Origin of the sequence: Nocardiopsis sp. TSRI0078 (genome assembly GCF_001905145.1) — a bacterium.
In the GTDB taxonomy this organism is placed as follows: domain Bacteria; phylum Actinomycetota; class Actinomycetes; order Streptosporangiales; family Streptosporangiaceae; genus Nocardiopsis.
Window position 1 is genome coordinate 236,649 of the sequence record NZ_LWLB01000032.1, and the last position, 21,586, is coordinate 258,234.

The following is a 21,586-nucleotide window of genomic DNA, read 5'->3' on the forward strand; positions in this document are numbered from 1 at the left end:
GCGCGCGTACCGCGGCGGCCCCGGGCACGGAAGCCGCGTGCTCCGGGGCCGTGGGGCGCCGGTGCGCCGGGGCCGGTTCAGGCCCTGCCGCCCCCGGTGGAGACCGGGCCGTGCCCGGCCGGGGCGTCGTCGAGGCGGAAGGCGTGGACGGTCAGGCCGCCCAGGAGCAGGACGACCGCCACGAGCATGAAGAGCCCGCCGGGCGTCCAGCCGGAGTCCAGCAGCCATCCGGCGACCAGGGGGGAGACGATGGCGCCGATCCTGCCGACGCCGATACCCCACCCGACGCCGGTCGCCCGGACCGACGGCTCGTAGACCGACGGCGTCAGGGCGTACAGGCCCGCCACGCACCCGTTGACGAACACCCCGATCAGGGCGCCGAGGGCGAGGACCACCCCGTAGACCGCCGAGGCGGGGACGAAGAGGGCGAGCAGGACCGCGGTCGCGAGGGTGTAGGCCACCAGGACGTTCTTGAGGGCGAAGCGGGCGGCGAGCAGGCCCAGCAGTGCGGTGCCGAAGATGCCGCCGAGGTTGAGCAGGACGCCGCCGGTGATGCCCTGCGTGGCCGACATCCCGGCCTCGGCCAGCAGCTTGGGCGTCCAGCTCGTGACGAAGTAGAAGCCGAACATCACCAGGAAGAACCCCGTCCACGTCAACAGGGTGTTGCGGCGCAGGCCGGGGGCGAGGATCCGCGCGATCCCGGGCGCGGGCCGCGCCGCACCGGACTCGGGTTCCGGGAGCCGGTCCAGCGGCGACTGGCCCAGGGACCGCAGTACCCTGTTCGCCCTCTCCAGGGCGCGGGAGGACCGCTGCGTCAGGAGGAAGGCCAAGGACTCGGGCAGGCGCCAGAGCACGACCGGGATGAGCAGCGCGGTGGCCGCGGCGCCGAGGGCGAAGACCGGGCGCCATCCGCCCTCGCTCTGCAGGACGGCGGCGACGACCCCGCCCGCCGTCGCGCCGACGGCGTAGCCGGTGGAGTTGAGGCTGACGGCGAGACCGCGCCAGCGCCGGTTGGCGTACTCGGCGGCGATCACGTTGCTGGAGGCCAGGATGCCGCCGATGCCGACACCGGTGAGCAGGCGCAGCATCCCCAGCTGGAGCGCGCTCTGGCTGAGTGCCGACAATCCCATGCCCGTGGCGGCCAGCACGAGGCCGACCAGGATCATCGACCGCCGTCCGATGCGGTCGGCGAGCGGTGCGAGGAACAGCGATCCCAGCGCCATTCCGGCCAGTCCCGCGCTGAGCAGCAGCCCGAGCTGGGAGCCGGACAGACCCCACTCGCCGGACACCGCGTCGGAGGTGAACGCCATGACGAGGACGTCGAATCCGTCCAACACGTTCAGGAGGACACAGACGGCGACCGCCGTCCACTGCGCGCGCGACATGCGGCCGTCGTCCAGCCGTCGGCGCACGTCGCTGACAAGGGTGCTCATGGATACCTGCCTTCTGGGGGACACCAACGGCACACGACAATGACCTGTGTCACATCGGGCCGCCACGGCTTTTCCACCCAATGACAGGACCGGGCCCCGTCCCCCCCGGCCGGGCAGGAGGCCGGGAGGGGCCGGGCAGGAGCAGGAAGGACTGCTGGACATGGCGAGATCACCCGACGGAGAGTCCGTCATCACGCGTGCGGTCAGGATCCTCGACGCCTTCGGCCCGGAGTCGACGGTCCTCAGCCTCAGCGAGGTCAGCCGCAGGGCCCGCCTCCCCCTCGCCACCACGGCCCGCCTGGTCAAGGAGATGGCGCGCCACGGGCTGCTCGACCGGGACGAGCGCAGGCAGGTCCTCATCGGGACGCGCATGTGGGAGCTGGCCGAGCGCGCCTCGCCGGTGAAGGACCTCCGGGAGGCCGCCCTGCAGTACATGGGGGACCTGCACTCGGTGGTCGGCCACTCCACCCAGCTGGGAGTGCTGGAGGGGGACGAGGCCCTGTTCGTCGAGCGGCTCACCGCGCCCGGATCGGTCGTCAACGTCACCAGGATCGCGGGGCGGCTGCCCCTGAACGCCTCGTCGGCGGGCCTGGTCCTGCTGGCCCACGCTCCGGACGAGCTGCGCGAGCGCGTCCTGCGGGGGCCGCTGGCCTCGTACACGCCGCACACCCTCAGCGAGGAGCAGGTGCTGCGCGCCGAGCTCGCGGAGGTCCGGCGGCGCGGGTTCGCCTTCTGCCCGGGGCACATCCACTCCGACGCGACGGGCATCGCGGTCCCGGTGCGGCGGGACGGCCGCGTGGTCGCGGCCATGGGGCTCGTCGTGCCCAACGACGACACCGCGTGGACGTTCAGCCGGCCGCTCATGCTCGCCGGCCTGTCCCTGAGCCGCGCGCTGAGCGGTACCGGGCCGACGCAGGCCCCCGCGCGGGCCGCCGGAGGGTGACCGCGCCGCCTCCGGGGGGAGGCGCCGTGACCGGGGACGGAGACGGCCACGGGGCGGCCCCGCGGCCGGAGTCCGTCCGGCGCGGTCCCGGTGTGACCCACGACATCTCCTCCTCCCGCTGAATGGAAGAGCCGTGGTCCCCGCCGGGTGGCGCGTTCGATGCTGGGAGCACACCCCGGCGTCACGAGGAGTTTCCATGGCGATGAGAACGGCCGCAGCGCCCCCCGCGAACACCGCCGCCGGCACGGCCACGGCGATGTCGCTCAGGGTGGTCGGCAGGACCGAGGTGGCGGACGGGGTCGTGGCCCTGACGCTCGCCCGCCCGGACGGGGGCAGGCTGCCCGACTGGACCCCGGGCGCGCACGTCGACCTGGTCCTGCCCAGCGGACTCACCCGCCAGTACTCCCTGTGCGGGGACCGGTGGGACGCCCGGACCTACCGCGTGGCCGTCCTGCGCGAGGCGGACGGCCGCGGCGGCTCGTCCTACATCCACGACCACCTGCGCGAGGGGGACCCGGTCGGCCTGGGAGGGCCCCGCAACAACTTCCCGCTGGCCCCGGCGCAGGAGTACCACTTCGTCGCGGGCGGCATCGGCATCACCCCGCTGCTGCCCATGATCGTCCAGGTCGACATGCTCGGCGTCCCCTGGCGCCTGCTCTACGGCGGCCGCACGCGCGCGTCGATGGCCTTCCTCGACGAACTGTCGAAGGCCCACGGCGACCGGGTGCTGGCCGTCCCCGAGGACGAGCACGGCCGCCCCGACCTGGAGCGCTGGCTGCCCGAACCCTCTCCCGGCGCCAAGGTGTACAGCTGCGGCCCCGCGGGCCTGCTCGACGCGGTACGGCGCGTGTGCGCCGACTGGCCCGACGGCCGGGTGCGCACCGAGCGCTTCGTCGCGGCGGAGACGGCCGGGGAGGGCGGGCGCCCGTTCGAGGTGGAGCTGCGCCGCTCGGGGACCACGCTCGCCGTCGGCACGGAGCAGAACCTGCTCCAGGTGCTCGGCGAGGCCGGCGTCCACGTCCTGTCGTCCTGTCGGCAGGGACTGTGCGGCACCTGTGAGACCGCGGTACTCGACGGCGTGCCCGACCACCGCGACTCGATCCTCGACGAGGCCGACCGCGCCGCGGGGGACTGCATGTTCGTCTGCGTCTCCCGCGCGCGCTCGCAGCGCCTCGTCCTCGACCTGTGACCCCGCCGTCCAAGGAGCACCGATGTCCGTGACCGACACTCCCCCCGCCACGGCGTCCACGGACGCCGACCCCTTCTCCCCGGAGGTCCTGGAGGACCCCCTGCCGACGCAGGCGCGGCTGCGCGACGCCGGCCCCGTCGTGTACCTGGAGCGTTACGGCGTCCACGCGCTGGCCAGGTACGAGCACGTCCACACCGCGCTGACCGACTGGCAGACCTTCCAGTCCGCCGCCGGGGTGGGCCTGGCCAACTTCCGGCACGAGAAGCCGTGGCGCCCGCCGAGCCTGCTGCTGGAGGCCGACCCTCCCCTGCACGACGCGCCCCGGACCGTCCTCTCCCGGATCCTCGGGCCGAGGGCGCTGCGGAGGCTGCGGGAGGCGTGGGTCGAGGACGCCCGGGAACTCGTGGACCGGGTGGTGGGCCGCACGGAGTTCGACGCCGTCGCCGAGCTCTCCCAGGCCTTCCCCCTGCGGGTGTTCCCCGACGCGGTGGGCCTGGAGAAGGAGGGCAGGGACAACCTCCTGCCCTACGGGGACCACGCCTTCAACGCCTTCGGGCCGCCGAACGAGCTCGTGGCCAGGGGCGCTGCGCACATCGGGCGGCTCTCGGCGTGGGTCGACGGCCAGTGCGCCCGCGAACGGCTGGCCCCCGGCGGGTTCGGCGCCGCGATCTGGGAGGCGGCCGACCGCGGCGACATCACCGAGGAGCAGGCACCGCTCATCGTCCGCTCCCTGCTCACCGCCGGAGTGGACACGACCGTCCACGCCCTGGGCGCGGTCCTGTACGCCTTCGCCACCCACCCCGGGCAGTGGCGGCGCCTGCGCCGGGACCCCCGCCTGGCGCGGGTCGCCTTCGACGAGGCGGTGCGGTGGGAGTCGCCCGTGCAGACCTTCTTCCGCACGGCGACGGGCGACGTCGGGATCGGGGGCGCCACCATCCCCGACGGCGGGAAGATCCTGATGTTCCTGGGCGCGGCCAACCGCGACCCGCGCCGCTGGGAGGACCCCGACGCCTTCGACCTCTCGCGCGACCCCTCCGCCCACGTGGGCTTCGGCATGGGCATCCACCAGTGCGTGGGGCAGCACGTCGCCCGCCTGGAGGCGGAGTCGCTGCTCACCGCCCTGGCCGAACGCGTCGAGCACATCGAGCTCGCGGGGGAGCCCCGCCGCCACCTCAACAACACCCTGCGGGCCTGGTCCTCGATGCCCGTCCGCATCACCCCGGCCTGAACCAGGGGCCGGGGCGCACCGCGCGGACGCCGTCGTGACAGGCCTCGCCGTGGAGGCGGGGACCCGGTCGGCGGCGGCCGGTCACGGCCGCCGCCGACGACATCTCCACCGGAGTTTCTGGAGAAGGGGGAAGGGCACGGGGTACTCTGAGGATGAGCGGGCATGACCTCTCATTGTTCGGGGCAGTACGTGCATTACCCGCCCGCTCCGGAGATTGCGAAACAACTCCATCCATGGCTTCTTCTCCGCATCGCCCATCAGCCGCCTTCTACATCCCTCCTTCGGTCCCCCGGATCCCGGAGCCCACCGGGACGCAGTACCTTTCGCCAGTTCACACGACGACGGGGGAGGCCCTGGTTGACGACCCGAAGTGACAAGGTGCATTCCGCTGCCGGGACGCCACGGCGGCGGGGGAGCGACTACGCCGTCCTCTCCCGGACGGTGAGCGAGGCCGGACTGCTCAGGAAACGTCCCGGCCACTACACGATGCGCATCATCATCACGCTGTCCCTGCTCTTCGCGGCCTGGACGGTCTTCGTCCTGGTCGGGCCCTCCTGGTGGCAGATGCTGACGGCCGCGGCGCTCGCGGTGCTCTTCACCCAGACGGCCTTCATCGGGCACGACGCCGGACACCAGCAGATCTCCGAGGACCGGCGGATCAACACCCTGATCGGGTGGGTCCACGGCAACCTGCTCGTGGGCCTGGGGTTCGGCTGGTGGGTCGACAAGCACGACCGCCACCACGCCCACCCCAACCACGAGGGGAGGGACCCCGACATCGCCGGAGCCGCCCTGGCCTTCAGCCGGGAGCAGGCCCTCCGGCGCCGCCGCGGCCCGGCCCGGTGGCTGGCCCGCAGCCAGGCGTGGCTGTTCTTCCCGATGCTGCTCCTGGAGGCCTTCCACCTGCACGTCGCCTCGGTGCGCAAGCTCATGGGGAACACACTGCCGGTACGGGTGAGGGTCGTGGAGGGCGTGCTCATGGCGCTCCACCTCGTCGGCTACCTCACGATCGTCCTGGTCACGCTCACCCCGCTCCAGGCACTGTGCTTCGTCCTGGTGCACCAGGGCCTGTTCGGCCTCTACATGGGCTGCTCCTTCGCCCCGAACCACAAGGGCATGCCCGTCCTCGAGGAGGGCACCAAGACGGGCTTCCTGCGCCGCCAGGTCCTCACCTCCCGCAACATACGCGGTGGCCCGCTGACCGACCTGCTCCTGGGCGGGCTGAACTACCAGATCGAGCACCACCTGTTCCCCTCGATGCCCCGGCCCAACCTGCGCCGGGTGCAGCCCCTGGTCCGGGACGCGTGCGAGCGGTACGGGCTCACCTACCACGAGACGGGCCTGCTGAATTCCTACGCCGAGGTGCTGCGGCACCTGCACAGGGTGGGCGGCCCGCTGCGCCCCGAACTGGAGTACTGAGCCCGGGCAGCGCCCCCGGACACCGAGCCCCGCCCCGTCCCGTCCCCGCGGAAGCCGCGGCGGGGCTCAGGCGTTCGGGCGCGCCTGCGGGCCGTGTCCGAAGGCGGGCAGGCCGCACGCGGCCGCGGCCAGGGCGGTGCGGACGAGGGAACCCACGCCGTCGGAGGGGGCGTCGGGCGAGCCCGGGGGGCGACGGGCCTGTTCCTCGGCGGCCAGGCGCAGCGCGGCGTTGAGCACGGCCGCCTGCACGCGGACGGACAGGTCGTCGGCGCGGGCCCCGGAGCGGGCGGCGATGATGTCGGCGAAGACCGCCTCGGCCGCGTGGTGGACCTCCAGCCAGACCGCCATGAGCCCCGGCTCGGTGCGGGTCATCCGGACGAGGTCCATCACCGGGGCCTCCATGGGCGGGGCCCCGCGGCCGAAGAAGCGCTCCTGCTCCAGGTACTCCAACAGGGGCGTGCGGGCCGGGCAGGCGCGCAGGTGGGCGGCCACGAGGTCCAGGCCCTCCGTGAGCAGGGGCCGGACGCAGCTCTCCTTGGTGGGGAAGTACCGCCACAGCGTCCTGGTGGAGATCCCGACCGCCCGCGCGATGTCGTCGCCGGTGGTGCCCTGGACCCCGTTCGCGGTGAACAGCCCCACGGCGGCGCGCGCGATCTCCCTGCGGACGGTCTCCCGGCGCCGCTCGGTCATGGGCGGGCGCCCCCTCCCCGAACGCGCGCGGACGGAGTCGTGGGACCGGTCCCTCGCCACAGCCATTCCTCCGCATCGTCCCGGCTCCGGAGCGGTCCAACCCTATCCGCGCCCGCGTCCCCCACGGCAATATTTGTCACTGAGCGACAAAAAGTCGTAACGTGGCAGAGAGAAGAGGGAGACCGTGGAGCCATGGCGGCCCGTCTCGAGGCCACGTGGCGCCGGCGGCGCCAACGAGAGGATTCCCATGGCAGACCCGGGCCTGAAGGGCAAGAACGCCGTCGTCACCGGAGGCGGCTCCGGAATCGGGCGGTCGACCGCCCTGCAGATGGCCGAGGGCGGGGCCAGGGTCCTGGTCGCCGACCTCGACGCCGACGCCGCGCGGGGCGTGGCCGAGGAGGTCCGCGCGGCCGGCGGTACGGCGGAGACCGTCGTCGGCGACCTCAGCCGCCAGGACGTCGTCGACGAGGTCGTCGCCACCGCCACCGACCGCCTGGGCGGCATCGACGTCCTGGTCAACAACGCCGGGATCATGGATGACATGTCCGCCACCGCCGACGTGACCGACGAGGTCTGGGAACGGCTGATCCGCGTCAACCTGACCGCGCCCTTCCTGCTCACCCGCGCCGTCCTGCCGCACATGGTGGGCCGGGGCGCCGGGTCGATCGTCTTCACCGTCTCCGAGGCCTCCCTGCGCGGCGGTGCGTCGGGCGCGGCCTACACCGCCTCCAAGCACGGCGTGGCCGGGTTGGTGAAGTCCACCGCGATCATGTACCGGGACCAGGGCGTGCGCGTCAACGCGGTCGCCCCGGGCGGCACCGCCACCGGCATCAGCGTCGACCTCGATCCCGAGGCCCACGGCCCGGCCGTGATGGGCAGGTACGCCGCCAACATGGGCCGCGTGGCCCAGCCGGAGGAGCCGGCCGCGGCCATCGTCTTCCTGGCCTCCGACGCGGCCAGCAACATCAACGGCGTGATCCTTCCGGTCGACAACGGCTGGGCGGCCGTCTGACCGGGGCCGCCCACGCCCCCGCCGAGTCCTGCACCCGTCACGGCCTCCCCGGCGCCACGGTCACGTGAGCAGGGTGTGGAAGTGCGCGAGCATGCGGCCGGAGTCGGGCTCCAGGCCCGTGATGAGACCGAAGGCCTGGCTGGCCTGGAACACCGCCATCTCCCCTCCCTCCAGGGTCGGACACCCCCGTTCCCGGGCCCGCAGCAGCAGTTCGGTGCGCAGGGGGCGGTAGACGATGTCGGACACCCACATCGACGCGCGCAGCAGTTCGGCCGGGACGGGGATGCCCGGGTGGTGCGCCATGCCCGTCGGCGTCGCGTTGACCATGCCGTCGGCCGCGGCCAGGAGCACCCCGACCCCGGCGGGGTCGCCCGCCAGGCAGCGCGCCCGCGGAAAGTGCCCGTCCATCCGCCCGGCCAGGTCCCGTGCCCGCTCCCGCTGTGTGTCGACGACGGTCACCTCCCGCGCGCCGGAGGCGAGCAGGGCGTAGACCACGGCCGCGCCCGCGCCTCCCGCGCCCAGCACCACGACGCGGTCCAGGGGCGCGTCGGGCAGCCCTCTCTCCAGGCAGCGGGCGAACGCCGACCAGTCGGTGTTGTGCCCGACCGCGGTCCCGGAGCGGAACACCACCGTGTTCACCGCGCCCAGGGTGGCCGCCTCGGGGGTGAGGTGGTCGAGCACGGGCAGGACCAGCTGCTTGCACGGATGGGTGATGTTGAGGCCGTTGAAGCCCAGGTGGCGGGCCGCCCCCACCAGGTCCACGACCGACTCCGGGGCCAGGTCCAGCTCCGCGAGGTCGATGGTCCGGTAGATCAGGCGGTGCCCGAGCTCGGCGGCCTCGCGCTCGTGCATGGGCGGGGTCAGGGAGGGGCCGACGCCCGTCCCGATGAGCCCCACGAGGTAGGAGTCGGAGGAGGTGCGGGCCTTTGCCGCCTCGGCCGTCACCGTGTTCACCTGTTCGCCTCCGCTCGCTGCGCGGCCATACGGAAGGGGCTGTTGGCGGCCCCGTAACCGCAGTATCCGCCCTTGCGCTGTACGACCTCCAGGAAGAGCCGCCCGTCCAGCATCGGCGTGTAGAAGTGCAGGAACTCGCCGTCCCCCGCCCGGTCGTAGAGGATGCCGTACTCGCGCATGTGCTCGATGGTCACCGGTTCCAGGTCCGTGCGGCACGCCAGGTCGGCGTAGTAGTTGTCGGGGATGCGCAGGGGTTCGGTCCCGCCCCGCCGCATCGACCGCGCGGCCGCGAACACGTCCTCACAGCCGAAGGCGACGTGCTGGGGGCCTCCCCGGGAGTCCTCGTGCGGCCCCCGCCCCAGCAGGGAGGCGTTCAGGGCGATGCGCGGCGAGGCCCCGCCCCTGCTCAGCGCGCGGCTGCGCACCAGACCGTCCGGGGCTGCCAGCTCGGTGCCGTCGTCGGGGTCCAGGCCCAGCACGGAGCGGTAGAACAGCGACGCCTCGTCGAAGTGGTCGAAGGGCTGGAACAGCCCCACGTGGTCGATACTGCTGAGGGAGACCTCATCGGCACCGCCGCTCCCGTGCGCGGGGGAGGAGAAGTCGGCCAGCCAGTCCTCCCCCTCGGCCGGATCACTCGGGCAGAAGAAGACGGAGGTGCCGTCGGGCGCGGCGACCGCGTGCAGGACCGACTCGGCTGGATCGCGGCGCCGGGGCAGCCTCGGCGCGAGCAGCCGCTCCGCCCGCCGCATCGCCTTCCCCGCGTCGGCCACCTCGACGCCGAGCGCGGTCACCGCGGCCTCATCGCTCCAGGTGTGCCCGAGCTGCGGGTCGGTGGCGTTGAGCAGGACGCGCGCGTCCCCGTTGCGCCACAGCTGTACCGGTTTGGAACGGTGGTCGCGGGTGTGGGAGAAGCCCAGGGCCGCCAGAGCCCCGCGCACCCGCCGGGCCGAGTGCTCGGGCGCCGCGATCTCGACGAACGCGTAGCCCCCGGCCCGGGTGGGCGAGGGGAGGCGGGTGAGCTCGACCGAGTCCCGGAAGGGCGGGGCCTCCGTCCCCTCCAGGTCGCGGGCGCGGCCGACCTCGTCCTCCAGCACGGCCAGGGAGCGGAAGGCGTCGGCGGCCGTGCGTTCGGGGTCGGAGGCCCGGAACACGTCGTTGAACACCTCCAGGGACAGCGGCCCCCCGTATCCCGCGGCGAGCACGTGACCGGTGAACTCCGTCAGGTCGAAGGCGCCCTGGCCGGGGAAGCAGCGGTGGTGGCGGCTCCAGTGCAGGACGTCCATGGGCATGAGCGGGGCGTCCGCGAGTTGGAGGAAGAAGATCCTGTCACCGGGGATGTGCTGGATGCCGGCCGGGTCGTGGCCCCGGGACAGGATGTGGAAGCTGTCCAGGCACACCCCGAGCCCCGGGTGGTCGGCCATGCGGGCGATGCGCCAGGCGTGCCGGTAGTCGTCGACCCACCGCCCCCACGCCAGCGCCTCGTAGGCGATGCGGACCCCGAACGGCTCCGCCGCCTCGGCCAGGCGGTGCAGCTGCGCGGCCGAGCGGACGTCGTCGCCCACGGAGTCCGGCGAGGCGTTGGAGCACACGAGCATGACGTCCACGCCCAGCTCCACCATGACGGCGAACTTGGCCTCGGCCCGGCGGAGGTTGCGCTCCAAGTGGGCCTCGTCCACCCCCTCGAAGTCGCGGAAGGGCTGGTAGAGGTCGATGGTCAGGCCCAGAGACTCGGCCAGGGACCGGACCTCGCGGGGCGGTAGGGCCGATCCGATGAGGTCGTTCTCGAAGATCTCGACCCCGTCGAATCCGGCCCGGGCCGCGGCCCCGAGCTTCTCCTCCAGGGTCCCGCTGAGTGAGACGGTGGCTATGGAGCGGCGCATACGTCGTGCTCTTCCTTCTTCTTCCTCGTTGCCCGTGCTACTCGGTCTCCTGGAAGGACTCGTACAGCTCGCGCTGCTCGCCCTCCAGGTTCTGCGCGAAGTAGTCCTGGACCTGGGTACGGAACGCCTCGAGGTCCACGTCGTCGACGATCTCGACGGCGCCGTCGGTGCGCCACTCCTGCAGGATCTCCTCCTCGGCTTCCTCGATGCAGGCGCGGTTGTCCTCACGCACCGAGCTGACCGCCTCCTGGAGGACCTCCTGCTGCCCGGCCGACAACGTGTCCCAGGTCTGGCCGGAGACCACGATCATCTGCGAGCCGATCTGGTGGCCCGTGAGGCTGATGTGCGACTGGACCTCGTCGAAGTTGTCGCCGGCGATGGTGGGGATGGGGTTCTCCTGGCCGTCCACGGTCCCCTGCTGGAGGGCGAGGTAGACCTCCTCGAAGGCGACCGTGGTCGGCTCGGCGCCCATCGCCTCGGCGTTGGCCAGATAGATAGGCGAGTCCGGGAAGCGCATGCGCAGGCCCTGCAGGTCCCCGGGCTCGCGGACGGGCTTGTTGGCGGTGAAGTGGCGGTCGCCGAAGTACCACACGTCCAGGATCCTGGCGCCGGTGGACTCCTCGAAGCCGTCCTTGAGCTCCTGGGACCGCTCGGAGTCGAAGTAGGAGAACAGGTGGTCGGCGTCCCGAAAGGCGTAGGCGGCGTCCATGACGCCGATCGGCTCGTAGGAGGCCCCGAGAGCGGCGGAGCCCTGCACGTCCATGTCGATGTCGCCCGACATCACCGAGGCGAAGGTCTCGGTGTTGTTGCCGAGCTGGCTGTTGGGGAAGGTGTCGACGGAGAAGCCCGCGTCGGCCTCGGCCACGCGTTCGGCGACCAGGTCGATGCCGCAGCGGGTGTGCGGGTGGTCCTCGGGGTAGCTGTTGGCGAAGGTGAGGGTGGGGCCCTCGTCGGCGGAGCCGTCGCCGCCGCAGGCGGTGAGGGCGAGCGCCGCCGCGGGGAGCAGGGCGGCCCAGCGGGTGATGGTGCGCATGGGGGATTCCTCCTTGGGGTCGGTGGGGATGCGGGTCGTGGGTGGTCACAGGTCCAGGAGTCCGGGCAGGAACAGGACCAGGTCGGGTAGCAGGGTCAGGAGCACGAGGACCGCCACCAGTGGGATGAGGAAGGGCGCGGTGCCGCGGAAGACCTCGTGCATGGGGGTGCGGGTCGCCGATCCCAGGACGAACAGCACGCCGCCGATCGGGGGCGTGAGCAGGCCGATCATCAGGCAGATGATGGTGACCACGCCGAAGTGGACCGGGTCGATTCCCAGTTGGACGGCCACCGGCAGCAGGACCGGGACGGTGATGACCAGTGCGGCGATGGGTTCCAGCACCGTTCCGATGAGGATCAGTACGACGCTCACCAGCAGCAGGAGAACCGTCGGGTCGTCGGTCAGGCCCAGCAGGAAGGACGCGACCTTCTGGGGTACCTGTTCCCGTGCCAGGACCCAGCCGAGGAGGCCCGAGGCGGCGAGGATGACGGTGATGGAGGCGGCCGTGGTGACGGTCTCCACCCCGATCCGCCACAAGACGCGCGGGTTCAGCCCGCGGTAGCACAGGCCCAGGACCAGCACGTAGGCGACGCCGACCGCCGCGGCCTCGGTGGGGGTGAACATGCCGCTGAGGATCCCGCCGAGCAGCAGCACGGGAGCGCCCAGCGGGCCCAGGGCCCTCAGGGTCGCAGTGAGCAGTTCGCCCCGCTCCGCTCGTCGGCCGGCGAGTTCGGGTTTGCCCCGCGCCCACAGGAACACCGTCAGGGTCAGCCCTCCGGCCAGCAGGAGCGCGGGCACCACCGCCGCGGCGAACAGCGCCGCCGTGGAGACCGCGGCCACCGACGCGTACACGATCGCGGGGATGCTGGGCGGCATGATGGGGCTGATCAGGCTGGTGGAGGCGGTCAGGCCCAGGGTGAAGCGGCGGGGGTAGCCGGCCTTGGTCATCGCCGGGACGACCATCTTGCCCATGCCCGCCACGTCGGCCAGGGCCGACCCGCTGATCCAGGAGAAGCCGACGCTCACGCCGATGTTGACGTAGCCGAGGCTGCCGCGTACGCGCCCCAGCAGTACCTGGGCGAAGGCGAAGAGCCGGTCGGCGATCCCCGTGTGGTTGGCGACGACCCCGAGCAGGATGAACAGCGGGACCGCGAGGAGGGGGAAGCTGTTGACCTCCTGGGCCGCCGTGCGCAGGCTCAGCCCGGTGGACTGGCCGCCGATCGCCATGTAGGTCAGGCACGGGCCCAGGATCGCGAAGGCGATGGGCACCCGCAGGACCAGTAGGACCAGGATGCCGAGGATGACCAGCAGCGCGCTCATCGGGTGGCCTCCCCGGAGTCGGTGGTGCGGTTCTCGCGCTGCGGCGGTCCCGGTACCAGGACGGCGTTGGCCAGGGCCCGCAGCGACATGAGGACCACGCCGACCAGCGGGATCACGTAGGTCCAGGAGAGGGGGATCCGCAGGGCCGGTGTCGACTGGGGTGATCCGCCGAAGACGAGTTCGGCGGCCTCCAGGGTGAGCATCACGCCCACGGCGGCGACCACGAGGTTGGCCAGGATCCACACCGCGCGCAGCGCACGGCCGGCGAGTACGAAGTCCACCACCTTGAGGGTGATGTGCTCGTCACGGCCCAGAAGGTAGCTGACCAGAGAGAACGTGAGCCAGACCAGTCCGAGCCGGGCCAGCTCACCGGTCCAGACCCAGCCGCTCACGGGCAGGTGGCGCTGGGTGGCCTGGGTGAGCATGAGGACGAGGATCAGCGTGAGCAGCATGACTCCGGTGACCAGTTCGGCCGTCTCCAGCCACCGCACCGGAGCCGGGCGCGGCCGTGGGGTTCTGTTGCCGGGGGGTGGGGGTCTCTCTGCCATCCGGGCGGGCTCCACTCAACGAACAAGGACGGGATCGGTGCAGGTCAGGGGCGCGTGAGCCACGCCACCCGAGACGTGGTGTGAACCCTAGGTTTCACGTTCGTGTCGTGGCAAGCGATTGCCAAAAGTTGTCACAACGCGTAGAAGTGCACCATGAACTCCCCGAAGCGCACCACCATCTACGACGTGGCCGAGGAGGCGGGCGTCGCGGCCTCCACCGTCTCGCGTGCCCTGCGCAATCCGCGCCGCGTCAACGCCGCCACGCGCGAGCACGTCCTGCGGGTCGCCGAACGCCTCGGCTACCGCCCCAGTCCCCTGGCGACGGCTCTGCAGTCGGGCCGGACCGCGACCGTGGCGATGCTGGTGCCCGATATCACCAACCCGCACTTCTTCGGGACGATCCGGGGCGCCGAGCGCCGCGCCTCCGCGGCCGGGATCACCTTCATCCTGAGCTACACCGAGGAGTCGGCCGACAACGAGCGCAACCAGATCGAGCACCTGGCGCGCTCGGTGGACGGCTTCATCCTGGCCTCCAGCCGCATGTCCGACGAGGGGCTCTGGGAGATGGCCGAGGAGCACAATCTGGCCTTGGTCAACCGGGAGGTGAGGGGCCTGCCCAGCGCCGTGGTCGACAGCCGCGTGGGCAGCCGCCAGATCGTGGAGCACCTGGCCTCGCTGGGGCACCGGTCGCTGGTCTACCTGTCGGGGCCGCATCAGTCCTGGCCGGCCGGCGAGCGGTGGCGGGGACTGCGCGACGGCGCGAGGAACCTCGGGATCAGGGCCACGCGCCTGGGACCCTTCCCCCCGCGCGTGGTCGGCGGTGGCGCGGCGGCCGACGCCGTCCTGGTCACGGGGGCCACGGCCGTGGTGGCGCACAACGACCTGCTGGCCATCGGCGTGCTGCGCCGCCTGGCGGAACGGGGCGTGAGCGTGCCCGAGCAGATCAGCGTGGTGGGCTACGACGACATCTTCGGGGCCGACTTCTGCGTGCCCGCGCTCACGACCCTGGCCGGCCCCCAGGACGAGGCGGGCCGCTCGGCGGTGGAGCTGCTGCTGGAGAACAGGTCCCGTTCCACGGCCCGGACACCGGACCGGCGGGTGATGCTCCCCTCGCACCTGGTCATCCGCGACTCCACGGGCCCGGCCCCCGCCTGAGGCACGTCCGCGCCGCCGGGCGGACGGGTCACCGTCCGTCCAGCAGCTCCACCCAGCCCCGTGCCAGCTCGTGCCGCAGGTCCGACCACAGGGGCTCGTCCCGGCCGCCGACGAGCCGGTGGAAGGACAGGGTGCGCTCGACCGCCATCAGCTGCACCAGGACGCGCGCCTCGGCCCGCGCCGGGTCGCCGATCCTGCGGATGACCGACGTCATGGCCCCGGCCGTGCGGCGCAGCATCCCGAACCACTCCCGTGCCGTCGCCGACTCGTGCGCCAGGGCCTGCTGTACGGCCTCGAACTCCGCCCCGTGCTCGTCCCAGAACAGCAGATGGGAGTCGAACCAGCGCAGGACGGCGGCCGTCGGATCCCCGCCGTCGTCCGCCAGGACCGCGTCCAGGTGCCGGTAGGCCTCGGTGATCTCCGGCTCCACCGCGCGCATGATCTCCGTGACCAGGTCGGCCTTGGAGCGAAAGTGCAGGTAGAAGGTCGCGCGGGACACCCCGGCCTCCCGCGCGATCATGTCCGCGCCGGTGGCCGTGTACCCCCGCGCGGCGAACAGTCCGCGCGCGGCGTCCACGAGCCTGGTCCGTGTCGCCTGACGTTTCCGTTCCCGCGGGCTCTCCTCGGCCACCCTCACCCCTTTCACCAGTCTGCGGTCTGCGGTGAAACTATCGGTCTCCCGGCGGGGCCGACGCAACACCGGTCACACCGGCGCGCGTCGTGCCGGTGTCCGTGGAGGCCGGAGCCGGGGCCCTCGGGCTCAGCGCCGTCGGCGGCCCCAGCCCGTGCCGTAGCCCGCCATGTGCAGGGCGAGGAAGAGCAGTCCGGCGAGGGCGAGGGACCTCGGGGTGACCAGGTCCTGGACGCTCTCGCCGAGAAGCTCCAGCAGCAGGGCGAGTCCGAACAGGACGGCGGCGATGGTGGCGAACACGGGGCCTCCGGGGGGTGGGGAGCGTGTCGGGTGATGCTCGCCTACCCGCTGGCCGCGGCGGTAACCGCCCGCGGACGCACCACCCCGGAGGGGGCTCCGCCACGGGTGCGCCTAGCGTGGTACCAACGGAGCGAGCACGGGAGCCTGCCATGCGGATCGTCGTCGTCGGAGCCGGTGTGGGCGGTCTCGCCCTGGCCAGGGGGCTGAGCGCCCGCGGACACGAGGTGAGCGTCCACGAACGCGCGGCGGAGCTGCGGCGCGGAGGTGCCGGCCTGTCGCTCTACCCCAACGGGACGGCCGCCCTCGAAGCGCTGGGCGTGGACGTGCCGAGCCTCGGCCGCAGGCTGGACGCGATGGTCGTACGCACCCCCGACGGGCGGGAGCGCTCCACCATGGACCTGGCGGCGATCGCCGCCAGGCTGGGTCACGACGTCCGCCAGGTCCCCCGCCGCGACCTGCTGGAGGCGCTGGCCGCCGGCCTGCCGGAGGAGGCCGTGCGCTTCGGCCGGGCGTGTACCTCCGTGACGGAGACGCCCTCGGGGCCGGTCGTGGCCTTCGCGGACGGGGAGAGCGTGCGGGCCGACGCGGTGGTCGGCGCCGACGGAGTGCGCTCGGTGGTCCGCCGGGAGCTGTGGGGCGCCTCCGACGTCCGCGAGACCGGGTGGGCGAGCTGGCTGGCGCTCACCCCGCTGCCGGACGCCCTGGCCGACGGCGGAACCGGGTTCATCACACAGGCGCCGGGCAGGATGTGCTCGGCCCTGCCCGCGGGCGACGGACTCGTGCAGTGGTGGTTCGACCTGCCGTGGGGGCCGGGTGTGCCGGTGCCGGACTCCCCGGTGGCGGAGCTGCGCGCACGTTTCGGCGACTGGGCCGACCCCGGGGTCCGGACTATCCTCGAACACGCCCGGGACGAGGACCTCTCCCCCTTCCCGCACGTGCGCGGCGGTGTGCGCCGCGGGTGGGGGCGGGGCGCGGTGACGCTCCTGGGCGACGCCGCCCACCCCTTCCCGCCCTCCACGGGGCAGGGCGCCAACCAGGCCCTGGAGGACGCCTGGGCGCTGACCCTGGCCCTGTCCGGGCCGAGGGCGCAGGCCGACCCGGCCGCGGCACTGCGCCGCTACGAACGCGCCCGGTACCGGCGCGCCGCCCTGGCCTCGGCCGCCTCGGGCCTGGAGGCCGTCCAGCAGTTCCCGATGCCGCCCATGTCCAGGAGCGCGGCGGACCGGCTCCTGACCGGCCAGTTCGCCCTCTACATCCGGTCGGTCAGCACCGTGCTGGCGGCAGGGCGGGCGGGGGTACGGCTTCCCTGAGGCCGGGCCGTGGAGGAGTCCCGTTGGCGATGCCCTCCTCCGCGCGGCTGGCGCGTTCGGGTTCTCCGTCGGCCGGGACAGGGGCGGTCGTCCACGGCGATCCGGGAGACGTCGCGGCCGTGAACGGGTGAGGGCCGGGACGGGGCCGCCGCACGCATGCGCCCCCCTCTCTTCCTGACCGCCAGCGGCCTCCGGGCGGCGGCGGGGGAAGCAGGGGAGCTCCGGGGTCCACACGCGGTGGGCTCCCGGAGGGGCCGCGCGAAGGACGGGCTCCCGGACGTATCCAGGGGCCCGGAAACACCTCAGGCCAGAGCCGAAGCTCTGGCCTGGGAAGGTGGTGGGCGATACAGGATTCGAACCTGTGACCTCTACCGTGTCAAGGTAGCGCTCTAACCAACTGAGCTAACCGCCCTCATCGGGGGAGATGAGGTCAAGCCTGATACGAGGCGGAGACGGGAATCGAACCCGTGTGCAGGGATTTGCAGTCCCTTGCCTCAACCACTCGGCCACTCCGCCGGAACGACATGGGGAGCCGTCGAGTGACACCCATGCGGGCCTCTCCGAGCGGACGACGGGATTCGAACCCGCGACCCTCACCTTGGCAAGGTGATGCTCTACCAGCTGAGCCACGTCCGCGTGTGCGCCGGGGCGGACCCCGGAGCCGGAACCACCCTACCGCCCGTGGGCGGCGGGGTTGAACCGTTCGAGCGGACGACGGGATTCGAACCCGCGACCCTCACCTTGGCAAGGTGATGCTCTACCAGCTGAGCCACGTCCGCGCGGCGAGTGCGGCGTTCGTCGGGGGCTGGCCCCGTCAGCGCCGCTCGCTGCGTTAAGAACTCTAGCGGATTCCCCGGCCGAGCGCGAAATCGGTTCCACGGAGCGCGCCCGAGCCCCGCCGTGGCAGGCCCTGCGGACGACCCGCCGAGGCGGCGGGAGCTATCTCTCCGCCTGGGCGGCGGAGGAGGGCATGTCGGGCCGGGGCGGCGCCGAGAGGTACTGGCCGACCCTCTCGATCACCTTGTTCATCTCGTAGGCGATCAGTCCCACGTCGCTGTCGGCGTCCGACATCAGCGCCATGCAGGCGCCCTCTCCGGCCGCGGCGACGAAGAGGAAGGCGCGGTCCATCTCGATGATGCTCTGGCGGATGCCGCCCGCCGAGAACTGCCTGCTGGCCCCGCCCGCGAGGCTGTGCAGCCCCGAGGCGATCGCGGACAGGTGCTCGGCGGCGGGACGGTCCAGTCCGCTGGATGTGGCCATGAGGAGGCCGTCGGTGGACAGGACGATGGCGTGCTGCGTACCGGAGGCACGCGTGAGGAGATCGTCCAGCAGCCAGCTGAGCTCTCCGCGGGCGGTACTCGGTGGGGTCATGTCTCTCTTTGCTCTGTCCGTTGGTGGTGCGTGACTGGGACACGCGGACTGCGGGACGCCGCCGACCGTCCGTGGGGGAGGAGCTTGGTCGGCTGCTACCGGTCCCGCATAAGCGTTGCCCAGATGATAGTCATTCGTAACTTATCTGTCCGGCCGCCACGGCGCGTCCCGGGCGCGGAACACACGAGGCCGAAGCGTGTGACCAGTCGCGATGGCGGGGCGGCCCGGCGCGGTCGGCGGGCCCGCGGCCGGTGCTGGTCACGGGACTTGCCAACCCGCGGGGAGGGCGGGTAGGGGAGCGCGGGGCCCGGAACGGGGGCGAGGTGGGAGGATCGGTGGTGACACCGGCCCGACCTGGGCGCTTGAGAACTTGGGGGTTGGAAATGAGGGTGTGGATTGCGGGTGCCGGGTACGGCCGCGGCGCCGTCGTCGACGAGAGCGAGGCGCGCATCCCCGTGGTCGACCACGGGATCACGGTGGGGGACGGGGTCTTCGAGACGGTGCGGGCCCAGGGCGGCCGCCCGTTCGCCCTCACCCGCCACCTGAGGCGGCTGGCCCGCTCCGCCGAGGGGCTGGGCATGGCCGAGCCCGACCTGGACCTGATCGCCGACGGGGTCGCGCGGGCCGTGGCGGCCAACCCCGACCTGCCCGACGCGAGGGTGCGCATCACCGTCACCGACGGCGCCGGACCGCTGGGCTCGGACCGCTCCCCGGGCGAGCAGACGGCCATCGTGGCCCTGGGGCCCTTCCCCGGGGCCGCCCCGCACACCGACGTGGCGCTGGCCCCCTGGCCGCGCAACGAGTTCGGCGCCCTGGCCGGGCTCAAGACCACCTCCTACGCCGAGAACGTGCGGGCCCTGGCCCACGCCAAGCGGCACGGCGCCACTGAGGCGGTGTTCCGCAACGTGAGCGGCAACCTGTGCGAGGGAACGGGCAGCAACGTCTTCGTGGTGCTGGACGGCAGGCTGGTCACCCCGCCGCTGTCGGCCGGGCCGCTGGCGGGCATCACCCGCGAACTCGTCCTGGAGTGGTTCGGCGGTGAGGAGGAGGACGTCCCCATGGAGCGCCTCCCCGAGGTCACCGAGGCCTTCCTGACCTCCACCGGGCGCGACGTGCAGCCGATCCTGCACATCGATGGCCGGAGGGTGTCCGAGGAGGCCGGCCCGGTCACGGCCAAGGCCATGGCGGTGTTCGCCGAGCGCTCCGCGGCCGACATCGACCCCTGACGCGCCCGGACGCACAAGAGGGGCGGCGCGTGTGCGCCGCCCCTCTGGCGTGCTGTCTCAGTGGGTCCCGGGAGGGAGCACGGGATCAGGAGTGGAGGTGCTGCTGGATCTCCTCGTCGAGGTCCACGAACTGGCCCTCCTGGCCAGCCGGGACGATCTCGTAGGTCCTGTGCAGGAACTCGGCCAGCGGAGCGACCTGGGTGTCGAACTCGGCCTGCCCGAAGGGGGAGGAGAGCGCGATGCTCACACCGCGGTCGCCGTTGTCGTCCTTGGAGGGCCACACCCGGACGTCGCCCTCGCCGACCGGACGCACGATGCCGACCGTGAGGAGCTCACGGGCGAAGATCCACTCGACGGGATTGTCCTCGCCGGTGTGGAAGGCGACCCGGATCGCGTACGGGTCGTCGGCGCTGTAGTCGAGCCGCGCGACCAGCGGGACCGCTGTGCGTTCGGGAACCACGAGCCGCAGGCCCAGCTCGGCGGTGGCAGTGGTGTCGCTACTGTTCATGTTCGCCAAACCTTTTCTCGTCCGCCCTTGCTGTTGCGGCGCGGGTCGGTTGCCGTCTCACTGGCTCCAACGCGGCTTCCCGCGGAACATGACGTGAGTACGGAGGCTTTCTTGGTGGGATGGGGACCGGAGGTCTCGCTGCCCGCCCAGCGGGCCCAGCGCGCCGCTGCACGGCTCCACGATCCTTGGTCACTGTAATGACCAGGAGAAACCAAAGATTTCCCAATGCCGGGTGTCCCACGTCACGCGGAGGTAATGCGGGGGTGCTTCCCGGAGGGGCCGCAGAGGTTCGAACTCCCTATCACCGCAGGGATCGGGGCCGACACCAGACACTCCCACGAACCCCTCGAAAGGGTAATGTGAGCTCTGTCACACCATGATGGATCCGTCGGGTGGGCCGGTGTGCGCAGACCACTCCCGAACATGCGCTAGAGTTTTTCTTGTCCGAACGACAGGGCGGACAGGGCAGCAGCTCAGGGCGATTAGCTCAGTTGGCTAGAGCGCGTCGTTCACACCGACGAGGTCACTGGTTCGAGTCCAGTATCGCCCACACGCGAAGAGGGGCCGGGTTTTCGTGTCACACGAAAGCCCGGTCCCTCTCCTCGTTCCCGGCCTCTTCCCTTCCGCGCGCGGACGCGCGCGTGCCCGCCGTGGGACGGACCGTGCGCCCGCCCCACCGGAAGGCCGTCGCCCGGCCGCGCCTACTCGGCGGGCGGTGTGCCGGGCAGCGGGCGCCGCCGCGCCGCCCAGCGCTCCCGGACGCGTCGGAAGATCTCGTTCCTGAGCCGGATCCCGTACCGCTCCGCGCGGTGGAACCACACCTGGGCGGGCCGCACCAGCCTCCGGGCCCAGCGGAACTCGGTGCTGATGACGACCAGGCCGAGGAGGACGGCGGCAACGCCGGGGCCGGGAGCGACCATCATGAGGAGCCCGGCCAGGATCACGACGGTGCCGACGGTCCCCACCAGGATGCGCCAGGGCAGGTGCAGGGCCGGGTGGGTGTGCATGCGCCTGCGGAACAGGCGCAGCCTCGCTCGTAGCCGCCGCCACCTGCGCACGCGGGCAGGGCGGCGGGGGGATGTCTCCGGGGCCGGTGGGCCGTTCGGTGGGCTCGGTGACATGCGCTCACAGTATTCGGTCGAAGCGAGTAGATGCATTCGGGTCGACTGGGGGCGGTCGTCGGCGGTGGTCGGATGTCTGCCTGATTGTCACCGATCCCGATGCCGGGATCAATGGTCTTTCGTAAGGCTGTGGACAGCCCTGAGAAGGGTGACTCTTGACAGAACACACTCATGTCCCAACTTGTGCCCCACCTGTCACTCCTCATGTGACCGCGGCCCGGGGCAACCGAATCCTGGGCCGGATACACAGCCGAAACCACGGGCCGCGTTCCCCCGCCCCGTGGCCGCGGGAGGGCGGGCCCCGCGGACGCCGAG

General features: G+C 72.4%; 20 protein-coding genes and 5 tRNA genes. 9 read left to right on the plus strand and 16 right to left on the minus strand.

Annotated features, from left to right (window positions below):
* Window positions 1–77 precede the first annotated feature (77 nt).
* Window positions 78–1,433 (minus strand): MFS transporter, encoded by a 1,356-nt coding sequence (locus tag A6A08_RS18120; protein WP_073703797.1) that lies wholly within the window; start codon window positions 1,431–1,433, stop codon window positions 78–80.
* A gap of 160 nt (window positions 1,434–1,593) precedes the next feature.
* On the opposite strand from A6A08_RS18120, the gene A6A08_RS18125 reads away from it, so the two are divergent.
* The 4 genes from A6A08_RS18125 to A6A08_RS18140 all read left to right on the plus strand — a co-directional run bounded on the left by A6A08_RS18125 (window position 1,594) and on the right by A6A08_RS18140 (window position 6,212).
* Complete coding sequence (locus tag A6A08_RS18125) at window positions 1,594–2,376, plus strand: IclR family transcriptional regulator (RefSeq protein WP_073703798.1); 783 nt, start codon at window positions 1,594–1,596, stop codon at window positions 2,374–2,376.
* A 196-nt stretch (window positions 2,377–2,572) separates the two neighbouring features.
* Window positions 2,573–3,565, plus strand: coding sequence for a PDR/VanB family oxidoreductase (locus A6A08_RS18130; RefSeq protein ID WP_199866967.1), 993 nt, complete (start codon window positions 2,573–2,575; stop codon window positions 3,563–3,565).
* Window positions 3,566–3,587: 22 nt separating this feature from the next.
* Window positions 3,588–4,793, plus strand: a complete 1,206-nt coding sequence (locus tag A6A08_RS18135) for a cytochrome P450 (protein ID WP_073703799.1) — start codon at window positions 3,588–3,590, stop codon at window positions 4,791–4,793.
* Window positions 4,794–5,150: 357 nt separating this feature from the next.
* On the plus strand, window positions 5,151–6,212 hold the full coding sequence (locus A6A08_RS18140) for an acyl-CoA desaturase (protein WP_199866969.1): 1,062 nt from the start codon (window positions 5,151–5,153) through the stop codon (window positions 6,210–6,212).
* 66 nt (window positions 6,213–6,278) lie between these two features.
* Here the strand turns inward: A6A08_RS18140 and A6A08_RS18145 are convergent, their stop codons facing one another.
* On the minus strand, window positions 6,279–6,902 hold the full coding sequence (locus A6A08_RS18145; protein ID WP_073703801.1) for a TetR/AcrR family transcriptional regulator: 624 nt from the start codon (window positions 6,900–6,902) through the stop codon (window positions 6,279–6,281).
* A 247-nt stretch (window positions 6,903–7,149) separates the two neighbouring features.
* On the opposite strand from A6A08_RS18145, the gene A6A08_RS18150 reads away from it, so the two are divergent.
* The gene (locus A6A08_RS18150; RefSeq protein WP_073703802.1) at window positions 7,150–7,914 is read left to right on the plus strand and encodes an SDR family NAD(P)-dependent oxidoreductase; all 765 of its coding nucleotides are present in this window, start codon (window positions 7,150–7,152) and stop codon (window positions 7,912–7,914) included.
* 60 nt (window positions 7,915–7,974) lie between these two features.
* Here A6A08_RS18150 and A6A08_RS18155 read toward each other — a convergent pair whose 3' ends face one another.
* From A6A08_RS18155 to A6A08_RS18175, 5 genes are read right to left on the minus strand one after another with little or no spacing between them, the layout of a single operon-like run.
* Window positions 7,975–8,868: a shikimate dehydrogenase gene (locus A6A08_RS18155; protein ID WP_242422712.1), complete on the minus strand. Its 894-nt coding sequence runs from the start codon at window positions 8,866–8,868 to the stop codon at window positions 7,975–7,977.
* Window positions 8,865–10,748: a bifunctional sugar phosphate isomerase/epimerase/4-hydroxyphenylpyruvate dioxygenase family protein gene (locus A6A08_RS18160; RefSeq protein ID WP_073703803.1), complete on the minus strand. Its 1,884-nt coding sequence runs from the start codon at window positions 10,746–10,748 to the stop codon at window positions 8,865–8,867. Before A6A08_RS18160 ends, A6A08_RS18155 begins: the two co-directional genes overlap by 4 nt.
* A gap of 37 nt (window positions 10,749–10,785) precedes the next feature.
* Window positions 10,786–11,781 carry a DctP family TRAP transporter solute-binding subunit gene (locus tag A6A08_RS18165; protein ID WP_073703804.1) on the minus strand — a complete coding sequence of 332 codons (996 nt, stop codon included), beginning with the start codon at window positions 11,779–11,781 and terminating at the stop codon, window positions 10,786–10,788.
* Between the two features lie 45 nt (window positions 11,782–11,826).
* Complete coding sequence (locus tag A6A08_RS18170; protein ID WP_073703805.1) at window positions 11,827–13,101, minus strand: TRAP transporter large permease; 1,275 nt, start codon at window positions 13,099–13,101, stop codon at window positions 11,827–11,829.
* A complete protein-coding gene (locus A6A08_RS18175) occupies window positions 13,098–13,649 on the minus strand; it encodes a TRAP transporter small permease (RefSeq protein ID WP_073703806.1) in 552 nt (183 codons plus the stop codon). Before A6A08_RS18175 ends, A6A08_RS18170 begins: the two co-directional genes overlap by 4 nt.
* Window positions 13,650–13,802: 153 nt before the next feature.
* On the opposite strand from A6A08_RS18175, the gene A6A08_RS18180 reads away from it, so the two are divergent.
* Window positions 13,803–14,804: a LacI family DNA-binding transcriptional regulator gene (locus A6A08_RS18180; protein ID WP_073703807.1), complete on the plus strand. Its 1,002-nt coding sequence runs from the start codon at window positions 13,803–13,805 to the stop codon at window positions 14,802–14,804.
* Between the two features lie 28 nt (window positions 14,805–14,832).
* Here the strand turns inward: A6A08_RS18180 and A6A08_RS18185 are convergent, their stop codons facing one another.
* Window positions 14,833–15,381, minus strand: a complete 549-nt coding sequence (locus A6A08_RS18185; RefSeq protein WP_199866970.1) for a TetR/AcrR family transcriptional regulator — start codon at window positions 15,379–15,381, stop codon at window positions 14,833–14,835.
* Between the two features lie 183 nt (window positions 15,382–15,564).
* Complete coding sequence (locus tag A6A08_RS28285) at window positions 15,565–15,735, minus strand: hypothetical protein (protein WP_199866971.1); 171 nt, start codon at window positions 15,733–15,735, stop codon at window positions 15,565–15,567.
* Window positions 15,736–15,884: 149 nt separating this feature from the next.
* On the opposite strand from A6A08_RS28285, the gene A6A08_RS18190 reads away from it, so the two are divergent.
* Window positions 15,885–17,045 (plus strand): NAD(P)/FAD-dependent oxidoreductase, encoded by a 1,161-nt coding sequence (locus tag A6A08_RS18190; protein WP_073703809.1) that lies wholly within the window; start codon window positions 15,885–15,887, stop codon window positions 17,043–17,045.
* Window positions 17,046–17,380: 335 nt separating this feature from the next.
* On the opposite strand, the gene A6A08_RS18195 is transcribed toward A6A08_RS18190, so the two are convergent.
* From A6A08_RS18195 to A6A08_RS18215, 5 genes are all read right to left on the minus strand, one after another.
* Window positions 17,381–17,457: transfer RNA gene (locus A6A08_RS18195), tRNA-Val, on the minus strand.
* Window positions 17,458–17,489: 32 nt separating this feature from the next.
* A tRNA-Cys gene (locus A6A08_RS18200) sits at window positions 17,490–17,561 on the minus strand.
* Window positions 17,562–17,608: 47 nt separating this feature from the next.
* Window positions 17,609–17,681, minus strand: a tRNA-Gly gene (locus A6A08_RS18205).
* Window positions 17,682–17,751: 70 nt separating this feature from the next.
* Window positions 17,752–17,824, minus strand: a tRNA-Gly gene (locus A6A08_RS18210).
* Window positions 17,825–17,984: 160 nt separating this feature from the next.
* Window positions 17,985–18,416: a roadblock/LC7 domain-containing protein gene (locus A6A08_RS18215; RefSeq protein ID WP_073703810.1), complete on the minus strand. Its 432-nt coding sequence runs from the start codon at window positions 18,414–18,416 to the stop codon at window positions 17,985–17,987.
* A 383-nt stretch (window positions 18,417–18,799) separates the two neighbouring features.
* Here A6A08_RS18215 and A6A08_RS18220 point away from each other — a divergent pair, with 383 nt between their 5' ends.
* A complete protein-coding gene (locus A6A08_RS18220; RefSeq protein ID WP_073703811.1) occupies window positions 18,800–19,642 on the plus strand; it encodes an aminotransferase class IV in 843 nt (280 codons plus the stop codon).
* An 85-nt stretch (window positions 19,643–19,727) separates the two neighbouring features.
* On the opposite strand, the gene A6A08_RS18225 is transcribed toward A6A08_RS18220, so the two are convergent.
* Window positions 19,728–20,150: an SsgA family sporulation/cell division regulator gene (locus A6A08_RS18225; protein ID WP_073703812.1), complete on the minus strand. Its 423-nt coding sequence runs from the start codon at window positions 20,148–20,150 to the stop codon at window positions 19,728–19,730.
* Window positions 20,151–20,626: 476 nt separating this feature from the next.
* Between A6A08_RS18225 and A6A08_RS18230 the strand changes: the two genes are divergently transcribed.
* A tRNA-Val gene (locus A6A08_RS18230) sits at window positions 20,627–20,700 on the plus strand.
* A gap of 151 nt (window positions 20,701–20,851) precedes the next feature.
* Here the strand turns inward: A6A08_RS18230 and A6A08_RS18235 are convergent.
* A complete protein-coding gene (locus A6A08_RS18235) occupies window positions 20,852–21,157 on the minus strand; it encodes a PGPGW domain-containing protein (protein ID WP_073703813.1) in 306 nt (101 codons plus the stop codon).
* Between the last annotated feature and the right edge of the window lie 429 nt (window positions 21,158–21,586).

What these genes read in the sequence shown, in the direction of transcription:
- A6A08_RS18120 (WP_073703797.1), bottom strand. Translation starts at nt 1,433, where the DNA reads ATGAGCACCCTTGTCAGCGACGTGCGCCGACGGCTGGACGACGGCCGC.
- A6A08_RS18125 (WP_073703798.1), top strand. Translation starts at nt 1,594, where the DNA reads ATGGCGAGATCACCCGACGGAGAGTCCGTCATCACGCGTGCGGTCAGG.
- A6A08_RS18130 (WP_199866967.1), top strand. Translation starts at nt 2,573, where the DNA reads ATGGCGATGAGAACGGCCGCAGCGCCCCCCGCGAACACCGCCGCCGGC.
- A6A08_RS18135 (WP_073703799.1), top strand. Translation starts at nt 3,588, where the DNA reads ATGTCCGTGACCGACACTCCCCCCGCCACGGCGTCCACGGACGCCGAC.
- A6A08_RS18145 (WP_073703801.1), bottom strand. Translation starts at nt 6,902, where the DNA reads ATGACCGAGCGGCGCCGGGAGACCGTCCGCAGGGAGATCGCGCGCGCC.
- A6A08_RS18150 (WP_073703802.1), top strand. Translation starts at nt 7,150, where the DNA reads ATGGCAGACCCGGGCCTGAAGGGCAAGAACGCCGTCGTCACCGGAGGC.
- A6A08_RS18160 (WP_073703803.1), bottom strand. Translation starts at nt 10,748, where the DNA reads ATGCGCCGCTCCATAGCCACCGTCTCACTCAGCGGGACCCTGGAGGAG.
- A6A08_RS18165 (WP_073703804.1), bottom strand. Translation starts at nt 11,781, where the DNA reads ATGCGCACCATCACCCGCTGGGCCGCCCTGCTCCCCGCGGCGGCGCTC.
- A6A08_RS18170 (WP_073703805.1), bottom strand. Translation starts at nt 13,101, where the DNA reads ATGAGCGCGCTGCTGGTCATCCTCGGCATCCTGGTCCTACTGGTCCTG.
- A6A08_RS18175 (WP_073703806.1), bottom strand. Translation starts at nt 13,649, where the DNA reads ATGGCAGAGAGACCCCCACCCCCCGGCAACAGAACCCCACGGCCGCGC.
- A6A08_RS18180 (WP_073703807.1), top strand. Translation starts at nt 13,803, where the DNA reads ATGAACTCCCCGAAGCGCACCACCATCTACGACGTGGCCGAGGAGGCG.
- A6A08_RS18190 (WP_073703809.1), top strand. Translation starts at nt 15,885, where the DNA reads ATGCGGATCGTCGTCGTCGGAGCCGGTGTGGGCGGTCTCGCCCTGGCC.
- A6A08_RS18215 (WP_073703810.1), bottom strand. Translation starts at nt 18,416, where the DNA reads ATGACCCCACCGAGTACCGCCCGCGGAGAGCTCAGCTGGCTGCTGGAC.
- A6A08_RS18220 (WP_073703811.1), top strand. Translation starts at nt 18,800, where the DNA reads ATGAGGGTGTGGATTGCGGGTGCCGGGTACGGCCGCGGCGCCGTCGTC.
- A6A08_RS18225 (WP_073703812.1), bottom strand. Translation starts at nt 20,150, where the DNA reads ATGAACAGTAGCGACACCACTGCCACCGCCGAGCTGGGCCTGCGGCTC.
- A6A08_RS18235 (WP_073703813.1), bottom strand. Translation starts at nt 21,157, where the DNA reads ATGCACACCCACCCGGCCCTGCACCTGCCCTGGCGCATCCTGGTGGGG.